The organism is Glycomyces artemisiae, assembly GCF_003002955.1.
GTDB lineage: Bacteria > Actinomycetota > Actinomycetes > Mycobacteriales > Micromonosporaceae > Glycomyces > Glycomyces artemisiae.
This window is the reverse complement of the sequence record NZ_PVTJ01000003.1, coordinates 261,812-274,627: the sequence shown is the minus strand read 5'-3', so window position 1 is coordinate 274,627 and position 12,816 is coordinate 261,812. Positions and strand designations below refer to the sequence as shown.

Here is a 12,816-nt window from a genome sequence, read left to right as displayed (position 1 = left end):
GTCGGTTCCGTCCACGGGTCCACCTTCCCTCTCCTCCCTCCGACGATGCGGGCCCCCGGAATGTGAGCTGCGCCCGGCGCCTCACGTTCCCGGCCGGTGCGTCGTCGGGTGGGCAGACACCCGAAAGGACTCCGCATGCTACGGAAACTCATGACGCTCCCGGCCGGGAGGCGCGCGAAATGGGCGGTGATCGCCGTGTGGATCGCGCTCCTCGTGCCCGCCGGAATGCTCGCCGGGAGGCTCGGCGAGGTCGAGGACAACGACAACTCGGCCTGGCTGCCCGCGGACGCCGAGTCGACCGAGGTCGCCGAGCGCGCCGCGGACTTCCTGCCCGCCGACACCGTGCCCGCGATCGTCGTCTACGAACGCGACGGCGGCGTCACCGACGCCGACCTCGCGAAGGCCGCGGCCGACGCGGCCGCGTTCGCGCTCCTCGACGGCGTCGAAGGGGAACCCCAGGGGCCCTTCACTTCCGAGGACGGCGAGGCGATCCAGATCGTCGTCCCCGTCCACAAGGGCAAGGAGGGCTGGGACGGCCTCGGCGCGATCGTCGACGACATGACCGGCGCCGCCGCGGGCGGCCCCGAGGGCCTCGACTTCTACGTCACCGGCCCGGCCGGGAACGCCTCCGACTCGATCAAGGCGTTCAGCGGCTCCGGCGCCCTCACCGCGATCACGGCCCTCGTCGTGGTCGGCATCCTGCTGCTGACCTACCGCAGCCCGGTGCTCCCGATCCTGCCGCTGCTCACCGCGGGCGGCGCGCTCGTCGGCTCCGAGGCCGTGATCTACCTGCTCGCCAAGCACGCCGGTCTCGTCGTCAACAACCAGACCAGCTTCATCCTCACCGTGCTCGTGTTCGGCGCGGCCACCGACTACGCGCTGCTGCTCATCTCCCGCTACCGTGAGGAGCTGCGTCGCCACGAGGACCGGCACGAGGCGATGGCCGAGGCGCTGCACCGCTCCAGCCCCGCGCTGGTCGCCAGCGCTGCGACCGTGGCGATCGGCCTGATGCTGCTCATGTTCGCGGCGCTGAAGTCGACGCAGGGCATGGGCCCGGCCTGCGCGATCGGGATCATCGTGGGCCTGCTGGCGATGACGACGCTCATGCCCGCGCTGCTCGTGGCGTGCGGCCGGTGGGTGTTCTGGCCCGCCCGGCCCCGGTTCGGGACGGCCGAGTCCGCGAAGCCCGGCGTGTGGACCCGCATCGGCGCGGCGGTCGCGAAGCGCCCCCGCATCGTGTGGATCGGGACCGCGCTCATCTTGGGCGCCATGGCGATCGGCCTGGTCCAGCTGAAGGCCGACGGGCTCGCCGCCCGGGACCAGTTCACGGGCGAGCCGCAGTCGGTCACCGGCGAGGCGGTCCTCGCCGCGCACTTCCCGGCCGGCGCGGGGGACCCGGTGCTGGTCCTCGCAGACGCAGTGGATACCGCCGCGATCACCGCATCATTGTCTGAAGTGGACGGCATCGCGGCCGTGGCCGAACCGGTCGTCAACGGCTCGGAAGCCCTCATCCTCGCCGAACTGGAGGACGCCCCGACCGGCGACGGCGCCCTCGCGGCGGTCGAGCGCGCCCGCGAGGCGGTCGGCCCCGACGCGCTCGTCGGCGGGAGCACCGCGGTCCTGCTCGACACGCAGGCCGCGGCCGAACGCGACTCGCTGGTGATCATCCCGATCGTCCTCGCGACGGTGTTCCTCATCCTCGCGCTGCTGCTGCGGGCCCTGGTGGCGCCGCTGCTGCTCATCGCGACGGTGGTGCTGTCGTTCGGTGCGGCCCTCGGCGTCAGCGCCCTGGTGTTCGAGCACGTCTTCGGGTTCGCGGGCGCCGAGGCCTCGTTCCCGCTGCTGGTGTTCGTGTTCCTGGTGGCGCTCGGGGTGGACTACAACATCTTCCTGGTGGCGCGGGTGCGCGAGCTCGCGCCGACCCTGGGGACGAAGCGGGCCGCGCTGGAGGGCCTGTCGGCCACGGGCGGCGTCATCACCTCGGCGGGCCTGGTGCTGGCGGGGACGTTCGCGGCGATGGGGTCGCTGCCGCTGGTGTTCGCCGTGGAACTGGGGTTCGCGGTCGCGTTCGGGGTCCTGCTCGACACGCTCGTGGTCCGGTCGGTCCTCGTGACGGCGCTGACGCTCGACACGGGCCGGTGGATGTGGTGGCCGAGCCGCCTCTTCCGCGACCGCGGTCCCGTTGCGCCCGAACCGGACCGGGAACCGGTGGCCGCGGCCCGGTGACGCGGGGGCGCCCCTCCCGCGAGGGGCGCCTCAGCTCCTACCAGGTGGTGCGGCGGGCGCGGCGGGCCATGAGGAGTCCCGCGGTGCCGACGGCGACGACCGCCGCCGCGAGGATGCCGATCCTGACGGGGGAGCTGCCGGTCTCGGGGAGCGCGCCGTCGTCGCCGTCCTCGCCTCCGCTCGGGGCCCCGGGTTCGCTCGGGCCGCCGCTCGGCTCGACCGGCGGCGTGCCGGTGTTCGTGACGGTGCAGGCGATGTCGTCGCCGACGTTCACGGCGACGGTCTGCTCCGTGCCGCTCCCGGACGGCAGGCCGGGGTCGGCCGCGCCGTTGTTCGTGCACGACCAGTCCTGCGTGTACGAGGCGAGGTCGGTGGCGTTCTCGGCGGTCTCGCCGAACGTGTACTCGCGGCCGGCGCGGTTCGCGACCACGGTGACCGGGTCGATGGCCGTCGTGTCGGCGTCCCCGGTGGACGCCTCGCCGATGCTGTTGCCGTCGGCGTCGGTGATCGACAGCGCGAACGAGTCGCTCGCCGAGGTGCGGTCCTCGATCTCCTTGGTGAGCGCCACTTTTGCGGTGAGGAGCCCGAACGCCACGCCCTGGACGGCGTTCGCGGTCCGGTCGAGGAACCCGATCGACGCGGTCGTCGGCGAGTCGGCGTAGAGCAGGATCTCCTGCACGGCCAGGCCGCCCGCGGTGTTGCCGCGGCACGTCACCGAGGTCGTCCCGAGCCCGGAGAGCTCCCCGCCGCACGCGGGTTCGGCCCCCGGCATGTCGGCCACGCCGAGCTGGTCGATGGTCTCGTCGGAGGCGAACGTGAGGCCCTCGCCGCGGTTGGTGGTCTCGGCGTCGGCCATGACGATGCCGTACCCGCCGAGGGCCCGGCCGGAGGGCCCGGTGACCACGAGGTCTTCGATGGTGAGGGTCCCGAGGTCGCCGCTGGCGCCGGTCCCGGCGTCGACCTGCTGGTACAGCGCGGGCGCCCCGGAGGTCCCGGTGTAGGCGGTGTTGCCGATCGGAGCCTTGCTGTACGTGGGGAACGGGACGGCCTTGATGACGCGGTAGCCGTTCGCGCCCGCGGTGTACTTGAACGTGAACGACATCGTGTAATCGGCGTTGAGCTCGATCGTCATCGGCTGGCCCGCGGCGCTCATCGCGGTCGCCATGTCGAAGCCGCCCATGTCGATCCAGCAGATCGTGGAGGCGTTGTCGCCGCCGCTCCCGTAGGAGCACCCGGTCTCCTGCGCGGCGGCGGGAGCGGGCGGCGCCAGGAACGCCATGGCGGCGGAGGCGGCCGCCGCCGCGCCCGCGATCTTGAGGAACGTCGTCATCGTGCAGGAATCCTTGGGCTCGTGGGACGGGCAATCCACTGAGCATAAGGGGCAATTCAGGCGTTTCTCCGCACGTACGCGCCGCTCACGCGAGCAGGTCGCGGGCCGGCACCGCGGCTAGTCGCAGCCCCCGCCGCCGCCGGAGTCCCCGCCCCCGCCGCCCGAGTCGCCCGGGCCGCAGTCGGAGGAGGAGCCGCTGCCGCTGTCGGAGCTCCAGGTGGAGCCGGAGGTGTCCGAGTACGTGTACGAGCCGGAGCCGCCGCGGGACTTGCCGCGGCCGGCTACGGCCACGATCACCACCAGGGCGAACCCGACGAGGACCAGGGTCACGATGACTGCCATTGGGGGGCTCCTTCGCTTGGGCGGGGGCTCCACCATAAAACGGTCGAGCCACCGCCGGGGTCCTGCCAGAATCGCGGCATGACAACAGCATCCGAACTGCTCCTCATCGGCGGCCGCTCCGGGTCCGGCAAGAGCACCGTCGCCTGGGAGGTCTCCGCGCTGCTCCAGGAGCGCGCGGTCGCCCACGCCCACATCGAAGGCGACTTCCTCGACCAGATCCACCCCGCGCCCGCGGACGACCCCGACCGGTCCGCGATCACTGCGCGGAACCTCGCGGCCGTGTGGGGCAACTACGCCGCCCTCGGCTGCCGCCGCCTGGTCTACTGCAACACCGTGGCCGTCACCGAGTCCGCGATGCTCGCCGCGGCGATGGGCGGGCCCGTCACGCCCATCGGGGTCCTCCTCACCGCCGCGGACGCGACCGCCGCAAACCGGTTGCGCGGCCGCGAGATCGGCGGCGCCTACGACGCGCACGTGGAGCGCAGCGCCCGCGCCGCCGCCTACCTCGAAGCGAACGCCCCCGCATGGGTCCGCCGCGTGCCCACCGACGACCGCACCGTCACCGACATCGCCGCCGAGATCGTCGCGCACACCGGCTGGTAACCGCTCCTCCTCGGGCACGCCGAGGATCTGCCGCCAGTGCTCCGCGGCCTGCGCCATGTCCCGCCCCAGGTACCGGTAGAACTCCTCGGAGGCGCGCAGCCGCTCGGCCGCGGGCCCCTCGCCGTACAGTGCCGCGCCCTGGGCCGCCAGGTCCGCCCAGCGCGCGATCCCCTCGATGCTGCGCCGCCACGCGAAGTACGACGACTGCTCGTGGATGCGGTACCGCTGGCGCCGCCCGTCGCGTTCGCGCACGACCATGCCCCGGTCCACCAGCCACGACACCGACTTCGACACCGACGCGGGGCTGACGCCGAGCCGCTCGGCCAGCGCCGCCGCGCCGATCCCGTCGGCGTCGACGGTGTACAGGCACGCCATCACCCGCGCCGTCATCGGCGGCAATCCGGTCTCGGTCATCACCTGCGCGAACCGCTCCTGGAACTCGCGCCGGTCGAGCGGCCCGTCCGGCGGGACCGGGTGCGCCGGGTGCGGCTCGCGCCGCCGCGCCCGCCACTGCGACGCCTGCTGCGCGAGGTTCGCCCGGTACCGCCGCGGTCCGCCGTTCCGAGCGACTTCGCGGCTCACCGTCGACCCCGGCCGACCCAGCACCCGCGCGATCTGCGCGCAGCTCAACCCCTGCGCGAGCCCGGCGGCGATCCGCCGCCGGTCCTCGAACCCCAGCCGTCCCCCAGGCATTCCGGCGTCCTCTCCGATGCATCGAGCTGCACGGTCATTGCACCGCCTTCACGGCCCTGAGCTGGCGCTTTCCGAACCAATGGTAGTGCGATCGTGAAACCTGAGCATACGATCCGAACCGGGACAAGGAAACCCGCGGAAGGAGTCCACGATGATCCCGTCACTGCCCACCGAGCGCCCGGCCGACCGGCCGTTCGACCCGCCGCCCGCGCTCCACGCGCTGCCGCCGCTGGCCCGCATGCGCTACCCGGACGGCCACGAGGGCTGGCTCGCGACGAGCCACGCCGTCGTCCGCGACGTGCTCGCCGACCGCCGCTTCAGCTCCCGCACCGACCTGCGCCACCTCCCCATCCCGGGCCTGAACGGCTCCACCGACCCCGCCCCGCCCGGCGCGCTCATCTCCCTCGACCCGCCCGACCACACCCGGTACCGGCGCGTCCTCGCGGGGAAGTTCACGACCCGGCGGATGCGCCTGCTCTCCGAACGCGTGCGCGCCTTCACCGAAGACCGCCTCGACGCCATGGCCGAACAGGACGGTCCCGTCGACCTCATTGCGGCCCTGGCCTTCCCGGTGCCCGCTGAGATGATCGGCGAACTCCTCGGCATCCCGCAAGACGAGCGCGCCGAGTTCGAACGCGAGTCGGCCCCGCTGTTCCGCCTGGGCGCCACCAGAGAAGAACTCCAGGCCACCAGCGCCGTCCTGTTCACCTACCTGAGCGGCCTCGTGACCCGCAAGCGCGAGGACCCCACCGACGACCTGCTCTCCGACCTGGTCCACACCGACCTCACCGACCAGGAGCTCGTCATGATCGCGTTCCTGCTCCTCGGCGCGGGGCTCGACACGACCTCGAACATGATCGGCATGGGCGCGTTCGCGCTCCTGGCCAACCCCGACCAGCTCGCGCTCCTGCGCGCCGAACCGGGCTCGATCACCAGCGCGGTGGAGGAGCTGATGCGCTACCTCAGCGTCGTCCCCGTCCTCGTGCGCACCGCCCTGGAGGACATCGAGCTGCACGGCGAGACGATCAAGGCCGGCGAAGCCGTCACCGTCTCCATCCCCGCGGCGAACCACGACCCGGAGAAGTTCCCCGACCCCGACCGGCTCGACCTGCGCCGCAACGCGAACGGCCACGTCGGCTTCGGCCACGGCATCCACCAGTGCCTCGGCCAGCAGCTCGCCCGCGTCGAACTCGAAGTGGTCCTCTCCGCGCTGTTCTCGCGCTTCCCGGACCTGCGCCTGGCCGTCCCGCCCGAGCAGGTCCCGCTGCGCACCGACATGGTCGTCTACGGCGTCCACGAACTGCCCGTCGACTGGAAGGCATGACGATGGAACCCAGGGTCTGCCTCATCACCGGCGCCTCCTCCGGCATCGGCCTCGCCGCCGCGCTCGATCTGGCCGCGGCCGGGCACACCGTCTACGGCGCCGCCCGCCGCGTCCCGAACATGGAGCCGATCGTCGCCGCCGGGGGCCACGCGATCCGCACCGACGCGCGCAGCGGCGGCGACCTCGAACGCGCCGTCGACACCGTGCTCGACGCCGAGGGCCGCATCGACGTGCTCGTCAACAACGCCGGCTCGGTGCTCCACGGCTCCGTCGAAGAAGTCCCGCTCGGCCTCGCCCGCGACCAGTTCGAACTGAACGTCCTCGCCCCGGCCCGCCTCGTGCAGCTCGTCCTGCCGTCGATGCGCGAGCACGGCTTCGGGCGCATCGTGAACGTCTCCTCGATCGGCGGCGAGATCGCGCTCCCGCTCGGCGCCTGGTACTACGCGTCCAAGCACGCCTTGGAGGCCCTCTCCGACACGCTGCGGATGGAGGTGCAGCCCTTCGGGATCGACGTGGTCGTCGTCCAGCCCGGCATCATCCGCACCCCCTTCGAGGACTCGACCGCCGCGCAGCTGCGCCACTACTCCGGCGACGGCCTCTACGCCGACCGTGCCGAGGCCATGGCGAAGGCAGCCGAGACCGGCCTCGACGACGCCTCCGACCCGGCCGTGGTCGCCGCCGCGATCCGCGAAGCGGTCGAAGCGGACCGGCCCGAGACCCGCTACGCCGTCGGCCACCTCGCCGAGCGGCTCCTGGACCTCAACCGGTCCCTGCCCGACCGCGAATGGGACGCGATGGTCACCCGCAAGGCCTGACTCACACCGGCGGCGCGACGGCCGCGAGGAGCCGCAGCCGCTCGTGGCTCTCGGTGCCGGGCACGGCCGTGTACACCAGGAGCGAATGCGAGCTGTCGGGGTCGACGAGGCGCTGGCAGTGCAGCTCCATCTCGCCGACCTCCGGGTGGATGAAGTGCTTGACCTCGTCCGGGCGCACGCCCACCTCGTGGCCCGCCCACAGGCGCCGGAACTCCTCGCTGCGGTCGAGGAGCAGCCCGGCGAGCTGCGCGGCCCGCGATCCCGGGCCGCGCAGCGCGGCGATCTCGCGCAGCCCCGACGCGAACAGGCGGCCGAGGAACGCGTGCTCCCGCGGCGCGTACCGGTCCCGCGCCCCCGGCACGGTGAACCACCGGAAACCAAGGCTCCGTTCGGGTCCGGTGTACCGCGAGGCGTCCCCGGTGAGCGCGGCGCCGAGCGCGGTCTGCCGCAGCGTCTCGCCCAGCTCGGTGACGATCTCGGCGGGCGTGTCCCCGAGCCGGTCGAAGATGCGCAGCAGCCCGGGGCTCAGGTGCTCGGCGCCCGCCCCCGCGACCGGCGGCCGGTGCCCCGCGAGGCGGAACAGGTGGTCGCGCTCGACCCTGGAGAGGTGCAGGCCCTGCGCGATCGAGGCGAGCATCTGCTCCGACGGCTGCGGGCCCCGCTCGCGTTCGAGCCGCGAGTAGTAGTCCACCGACATGTGGCACAGCGCCGCGACCTCCTCGCGGCGCAGCCCCGCGGTCCGGCGCCGCGCACCCCGCGGCAGCCCCACGTCCTCCGGTTGCAGCGCCTCGCGGCGCGACCGGAGGAACCCGGCCAGTCCTGTGCGGTCGATCAATGCGCCTCCCTCGTCACGACCTGTATACCGCCCCCGGCGGCGCCGAACCACGGCCCGCCGATCCCCCCTTCCGCAGCCGCGCCCCTCGCAGCCTCGGATCGACGGGCCCTGGATCGGGCCCGCGATCCGTCGCATTGTGGTTGTCTGACCAGCGAGGAGTGATTCATGCCACGACACATCGACATCACCGTCCCCGACCTGACCGGCCGCCGGGCCGTCGTCACCGGCGCCAGCGACGGCATGGGCCTCGGCATCGCCGAACGCCTCGCCGCCGCCGGAGCCCAGGTCGTCATGCCCGTGCGCAACCGCGCCAAGGGCGAACGCGCCGCCGACCGCATCCGCCGCGCCGTCCCCGGCGCCGACGTCGAGCTCCAGGCGCTCGACCTGTCGTCCCTCGACTCCGTCGCCGCCCTCGCCGACACGCTCGTCGCCGACGGCCGCCCGGTCCACCTGCTCGTCAACAACGCGGGCGTCATGACCCCGCCCGAGCGCCAGGCCACCGCCGACGGCTTCGAGCTCCAGTTCGGCACCAACCACCTCGGGCACTTCGCGCTCACCGCCCGCCTGCTGCCGCTGCTGCGCGCGGGGCGCGCCCGCGTCACCTCCCAGATCAGCATCGCCGCCCGCAGCGGCCGCATCAACTGGGACGACCTCAACTGGGAGCGCGGCTACCACGGCCAGCGCGCCTACAGCCAGTCGAAGATCGCGTTCGGCCTGTTCGGCCTCGAACTCGACCGCCGCAGCCGCGCCGCGGGCTGGGGGATCACCAGCAACCTCTCGCATCCCGGCGTCGCCCCCACGAGCCTCCTCGCCGCCCGGCCCGAACTCGGCCGCGACACCGACACGCCCGCGGTGCGCCTCATCCGCTGGCTCTCGGCCCGCGGCATCCTCCTCGGCACGGTCGCCACCGCGCAGCTCCCGGCCCTGACCGCGGCCACCGGCGAACCCGGCGTCCTCTACGGCCCCAGCGGACCCGGGCACCTCGGCGGCCCGCCCGCGCCGCAGCGCCTCTACCCGACGCTGCGCAGCGAGGCCGAGGCCGCGCGCGTCTGGGAGACCTCCGAACGGCTCACCGGGGCCGCGTTCCCTACGCGGTCTTGAAGCCGCGCTGCGGCCCGGGGCCGTCGGCGGCGTGGCGGTCGCGGAGGTTGTAGACCGCGCACTTGTCGAGTGAGAGGCAGCCGCAGCCGACGCAGCCGTCGATGTCCTCCTTGAGCGCCTGGAGCCGCTTGATCTCCTCGTCCAGCCGCCGCCGCCATTCGGCGGAGAGCCGCAGCCAGTCCGCCCGGTCGGGGACGCGCCTGCCGGGCAGCCGGTCGAGCGCGTCCTTGACCTCCTCCAGCGAGAGGCCGATGGACTGGGCGGCGCGCACGAACGCGACGCGCCGCAGCTCGGCCCTCCGGTAGCGGCGCTGGTTGCCGCCGGTACGGACCGAGGCGACCAGGCCCAGCGACTCGTAGTACCGCACCGCCGAGGTCGCGACCCCGGCGCGCGCGGCGAAGTCGCCGATCGTCAGCACCGCGTGCGGATCGTGCTCCGTCATGTGTCCCCGCTCACTAACCGCTTTACTTCAAGTCGACTTGAAGTTACATGATGTCCGCTATGACCGCCACCTACGAGGACGCCCTGGCGCTCGCGCGCCGCTCCGTCACCGACATCCGCTACCCGGTCGTCAAGACCTACACGCTCGACCCGATCTGGGTCCTGTACGACCGGGTCCTGCGCATCGACCCGCGGCGGCCCGACGACCCGGCCCGCGACCGGTTCCTGCTGTCGAAGGGCCACGGCCCCAGCGCCTACTACGCGGTGCTCGCCGCGAAGGGGTTCTTCCCGGAGGAGTGGCTCGACTCGATCGCCGACGTCGACTCGCGCCTGGGCTCCCACCCGGACGCGACGCTCGTGCCCGGCGCGGAGATCTCCGCCGGGTCCCTCGGGCACGGCCTGCCGCTCGGCGTGGGACTCGCACTCGGCCTGCGCGCCAAGGGGTACGACTCGCAGGTGTACGTCCTGGTCGGCGACGCCGAACTCGACGAGGGCTCCAACCACGAGGCCATCGCGTACGCGGGCGCCACGGGCCTGCCGAACCTCCACGTGATCGCCGCCGACAACGGCTCGGCGTCCCACGGCTGGCCCGGCGGCATCGAATCGCGCTTCACCGTCAACGGCTGGACCGGGTCCACCGTCGACTCGGCCGACCACGACGCGCTCTACGCGTCCCTGACCGAGCCCCACCCCGACGGCCCGCGCGTCACCGTCGCCGTCAGCACCGCCACCCCCCACGCCTGATCCGTCTGGAGGACTGCCATGTTCCGTTCGCACCCACTGGACTCCGAAATCCAGGACCGCACCATGCGCGAGGCGTTCGGCGCGCACGCCGGCGCGCTCGTCGCCCGCGACCCCCGCGTCGCCGTCGTCCTCGCCGACATCTCCACCGACCTGTTCACGGAGGCCGCGGCGGCCCACCCCGACCGCGTCGTCAACGTTGGCATCCGCGAGCAGCTCCTCGTGGGCGCCGCCGGGGGCCTCGCCCTCGCCGGGCTGCGCCCGATCGCGCACACCTACGCGCCGTTCCTCGTCGAGCGCGCCTTCGAGCAGGTGAAGCTCGACTTCGAGCACCAGGGGACCAGCGGCGTCCTCGTCTCCGTGGGCGCCTCCTACGACTGGGCCGAAGGCAGCTACACGCACTTCAGCCCCCGCGACGTGGCCCTGTTCGACACGCTCCCCGGCTGGCGCGTCCTCGTCCCCGGCCACGCCGACGAGGTCCCGGCGCTCCTCGACCGCGCGGTCGACGGCCCCGAAGGCGCCTACCTGCGACTCTCACTGCGCCACAACGCCTCCGCGCACGCCGGGGCGGACGGCGATCTGCGCGTGCTCCGCGAAGGCTCCCGGGCCGCGGTGATCGCGGTCGGCCCGCTCCTCGACAACACGCTCGCGGCCACCGAGGGCCTCGACGTCACGGTCGCCTACACCAACACGCCGCGCCCGCTCGACACCGAGGGCCTGCGCGACCTGGCCTCCCGCACCGGGAACACCGTCGTCCTCGTGGAGCCCTACCTCGAAGGGACTTCCGCCGCGGTCGCCTCCGCGGCCCTCGCGGACCGGCCGCACCGGCTGCTCTCCGTGGGCGTCGGCCGCGCCGAGCTGCGACGCTACGGCACGGCCGACGACCACGAACACCTCCACGGCCTCGACGCCGAGGGCATCGCGGCCCGCCTGAAGGCGTTCCTCTGACTACTGCTGCGGCATGCCCGGCCAGCCGCCGCCCTGCTGCGGCTGCTGCTGGGTCTGCTGCGTCGGCTGCGGCTGGACCGGCTGCTGCGGCGGGGCCTGCTGGTAGGGCTGCTGCTGGGGGTACTGCGGGGCCGCCGGGCTCGGGGCCCAGCGCATCAGGAAGATGCTGACGGCGAGGAGGACGGCGGCGAGGATGAACAGCCAGATGCCGCCGCCCGCGTTCGCGGAGATGTCGGCGTCCTCCCATGCGTCGCTGCCGAAGACGCCGTTCAGCTCGATCACCGGGTGGAGCGCCGCGGCGGCCGTGAGCGCCGCGAGGCCGATGCCGCCGAGGCGCACCGCCCACTGGAGGCCGGGCTTGACGCCCGCCGCGGCCCAGCCGACGAGGACGACGAGGATGAGCGCGGGGGGCAGGCCGGGCAGGCTCACGCCCGCCGTCTCCAGGCCGAACCCGCCGACGTCGTCGGCGTCGCTGCCGCCGAGGGAGATCTGCGGGATCAGCGACCCGACCGCGAGGAGGAGCAGGCCCGCGCCCGCGAGCGCGAGGCCCACCGGGGTGGGCTTGTCGGGACCGGTCGGGAGCAGGCCGCCCTGCGGGGTCGGCTGCGGGCCGGTCGGGTAGTACTGCGGTTGTGCTGCGGGGTTGTCGTTCAAGGGGGTTCAACACTCCAGACTGTGAATTCCGCTGCCGCACGAGGTTGTCGGCCGTCGCATCCTAAAGGATCGGCGCCATCGGGAACCGCGCCCGCCCGCGCGGCGTCATACCGGTTATGAACGGACATATGAAACGGATCGCCCCGCTCGCGGCCGTCTTCGCGCTGGCCGCGTGCGGACAGGGCGGCACCACCGGCGGCGATGCGGGCGACGCCGACACCGCTTCGGACCCGCTCGTCTACCAGGGCGCCATCACCGTCCTCCAGCCCACCCAGCGCGACAGCGCCGGGCTCTGCGCCTTCGTCGCGGAGTCCTACCCGCCCCAGTGCGAGGGGCTGCCGGTCGCCGGCTGGGAGTGGGACGCCGTCGAACACGAAGAGGCCCAAGGGGTCCGGTGGGGCACGTTCGTGGTCACCGGCACCTTCGACGGCAAGCAGTTCACGCTTACCGAGGACCCGCTCCTCCTCAGCGAGGTCGACCCCGCCGACTACCAGCCCGCCGAACCGGAGATCGGCGAGCCCGCCGAGGACCTCACCGCCGCCGAGCTCACGGCCATCGCCGACGACATGGGCGAGCGGTTCCCGGCCACCGTCTTCGGCGGCGGCGCCGACGAGGCCCACGGCGTCGCCCTCGTCGACGCCCTCCTGGTCACCCCTGAAATGTGGGCCTACGCGGAGGACAACTTCCCGGAGGACGCAGTGGCCTTCACCGCGGTCCTCCAACCGGTCGAATAGCGCAGCCTAGGGCAGTCGGACATACGACA

General features: G+C 73.3%; 13 protein-coding genes and 1 pseudogene. 8 read left to right on the top strand and 6 right to left on the bottom strand.

The window, feature by feature from the left end; all coding sequences use genetic code 11:
- Window positions 1–135: 135 nt before the first annotated feature.
- Complete coding sequence (locus tag B0I28_RS10080) at window positions 136–2,226, top strand: MMPL family transporter (protein ID WP_106363692.1); 2,091 nt, start codon at window positions 136–138, stop codon at window positions 2,224–2,226.
- A 37-nt stretch (window positions 2,227–2,263) separates the two neighbouring features.
- On the opposite strand, the gene B0I28_RS10075 is transcribed toward B0I28_RS10080, so the two are convergent.
- Both B0I28_RS10075 and B0I28_RS27200 read right to left on the bottom strand, forming a co-directional pair.
- Window positions 2,264–3,556 (bottom strand): CshA/CshB family fibrillar adhesin-related protein, encoded by a 1,293-nt coding sequence (locus B0I28_RS10075; protein WP_106363691.1) that lies wholly within the window; start codon window positions 3,554–3,556, stop codon window positions 2,264–2,266.
- A 117-nt stretch (window positions 3,557–3,673) separates the two neighbouring features.
- Window positions 3,674–3,898: a hypothetical protein gene (locus B0I28_RS27200; RefSeq protein WP_181245757.1), complete on the bottom strand. Its 225-nt coding sequence runs from the start codon at window positions 3,896–3,898 to the stop codon at window positions 3,674–3,676.
- 78 nt (window positions 3,899–3,976) lie between these two features.
- On the opposite strand from B0I28_RS27200, the gene B0I28_RS10065 reads away from it, so the two are divergent.
- Entirely contained in the window at window positions 3,977–4,501 is a 525-nt protein-coding gene (locus B0I28_RS10065) for an ATP-binding protein (RefSeq protein ID WP_106363689.1), read from the top strand.
- Between the two features lie 24 nt (window positions 4,502–4,525).
- Here the strand turns inward: B0I28_RS10065 and B0I28_RS28610 are convergent.
- Window positions 4,526–5,194, bottom strand: a pseudogene (locus tag B0I28_RS28610) (GbsR/MarR family transcriptional regulator); the annotation flags it as partial.
- Window positions 5,195–5,345: 151 nt separating this feature from the next.
- Between B0I28_RS28610 and B0I28_RS10055 the strand changes: the two are divergent.
- Together B0I28_RS10055 and B0I28_RS10050 are read left to right on the top strand one after the other, a co-directional pair.
- On the top strand, window positions 5,346–6,518 hold the full coding sequence (locus tag B0I28_RS10055) for a cytochrome P450 (RefSeq protein ID WP_106363688.1): 1,173 nt from the start codon (window positions 5,346–5,348) through the stop codon (window positions 6,516–6,518).
- A 2-nt stretch (window positions 6,519–6,520) separates the two neighbouring features.
- The gene (locus B0I28_RS10050; RefSeq protein WP_106363687.1) at window positions 6,521–7,333 is read left to right on the top strand and encodes an oxidoreductase; all 813 of its coding nucleotides are present in this window, start codon (window positions 6,521–6,523) and stop codon (window positions 7,331–7,333) included.
- Between the two features lies 1 nt (window position 7,334).
- On the opposite strand, the gene B0I28_RS10045 is transcribed toward B0I28_RS10050, so the two are convergent.
- Window positions 7,335–8,168: a helix-turn-helix transcriptional regulator gene (locus tag B0I28_RS10045; protein ID WP_106363686.1), complete on the bottom strand. Its 834-nt coding sequence runs from the start codon at window positions 8,166–8,168 to the stop codon at window positions 7,335–7,337.
- Between the two features lie 165 nt (window positions 8,169–8,333).
- Between B0I28_RS10045 and B0I28_RS10040 the strand changes: the two genes are divergently transcribed.
- Window positions 8,334–9,269, top strand: coding sequence for an SDR family oxidoreductase (locus B0I28_RS10040; RefSeq protein WP_106363685.1), 936 nt, complete (start codon window positions 8,334–8,336; stop codon window positions 9,267–9,269).
- Here B0I28_RS10040 and soxR read toward each other — a convergent pair.
- Window positions 9,256–9,711 carry a redox-sensitive transcriptional activator SoxR gene (soxR, locus tag B0I28_RS10035; protein ID WP_106363684.1) on the bottom strand — a complete coding sequence of 152 codons (456 nt, stop codon included), beginning with the start codon at window positions 9,709–9,711 and terminating at the stop codon, window positions 9,256–9,258. The genes B0I28_RS10040 and soxR overlap by 14 nt on opposite strands.
- Before the next feature lie 50 nt (window positions 9,712–9,761).
- On the opposite strand from soxR, the gene B0I28_RS10030 reads away from it, so the two are divergent.
- Window positions 9,762–10,454 (top strand): transketolase, encoded by a 693-nt coding sequence (locus tag B0I28_RS10030; protein WP_425433436.1) that lies wholly within the window; start codon window positions 9,762–9,764, stop codon window positions 10,452–10,454.
- Between the two features lie 63 nt (window positions 10,455–10,517).
- On the top strand, window positions 10,518–11,399 hold the full coding sequence (locus B0I28_RS10025; RefSeq protein WP_106363947.1) for a transketolase C-terminal domain-containing protein: 882 nt from the start codon (window positions 10,518–10,520) through the stop codon (window positions 11,397–11,399).
- On the opposite strand, the gene B0I28_RS10020 is transcribed toward B0I28_RS10025, so the two are convergent.
- Complete coding sequence (locus tag B0I28_RS10020) at window positions 11,400–12,053, bottom strand: hypothetical protein (RefSeq protein WP_106363682.1); 654 nt, start codon at window positions 12,051–12,053, stop codon at window positions 11,400–11,402. It abuts the gene before it with no gap.
- 128 nt (window positions 12,054–12,181) lie between these two features.
- On the opposite strand from B0I28_RS10020, the gene B0I28_RS10015 reads away from it, so the two are divergent.
- Window positions 12,182–12,787 carry a hypothetical protein gene (locus B0I28_RS10015; protein ID WP_106363681.1) on the top strand — a complete coding sequence of 202 codons (606 nt, stop codon included), beginning with the start codon at window positions 12,182–12,184 and terminating at the stop codon, window positions 12,785–12,787.
- Window positions 12,788–12,816 lie beyond the last annotated feature (29 nt).

Coding starts and splice junctions, on each gene's coding strand:
- B0I28_RS10075 (WP_106363691.1), bottom strand. CDS start 3,556: ATGACGACGTTCCTCAAGATCGCGGGCGCGGCGGCGGCCGCCTCCGCC.
- B0I28_RS10080 (WP_106363692.1), top strand. CDS start 136: ATGCTACGGAAACTCATGACGCTCCCGGCCGGGAGGCGCGCGAAATGG.
- B0I28_RS10030 (WP_425433436.1), top strand. CDS start 9,762: ATGTCCGCTATGACCGCCACCTACGAGGACGCCCTGGCGCTCGCGCGC.
- B0I28_RS10050 (WP_106363687.1), top strand. CDS start 6,521: ATGGAACCCAGGGTCTGCCTCATCACCGGCGCCTCCTCCGGCATCGGC.
- B0I28_RS10015 (WP_106363681.1), top strand. CDS start 12,182: ATGAAACGGATCGCCCCGCTCGCGGCCGTCTTCGCGCTGGCCGCGTGC.
- B0I28_RS10025 (WP_106363947.1), top strand. CDS start 10,518: ATGCGCGAGGCGTTCGGCGCGCACGCCGGCGCGCTCGTCGCCCGCGAC.
- B0I28_RS27200 (WP_181245757.1), bottom strand. CDS start 3,898: ATGGCAGTCATCGTGACCCTGGTCCTCGTCGGGTTCGCCCTGGTGGTG.
- B0I28_RS10055 (WP_106363688.1), top strand. CDS start 5,346: ATGATCCCGTCACTGCCCACCGAGCGCCCGGCCGACCGGCCGTTCGAC.
- soxR (WP_106363684.1), bottom strand. CDS start 9,711: ATGACGGAGCACGATCCGCACGCGGTGCTGACGATCGGCGACTTCGCC.
- B0I28_RS10040 (WP_106363685.1), top strand. CDS start 8,334: ATGCCACGACACATCGACATCACCGTCCCCGACCTGACCGGCCGCCGG.
- B0I28_RS10065 (WP_106363689.1), top strand. CDS start 3,977: ATGACAACAGCATCCGAACTGCTCCTCATCGGCGGCCGCTCCGGGTCC.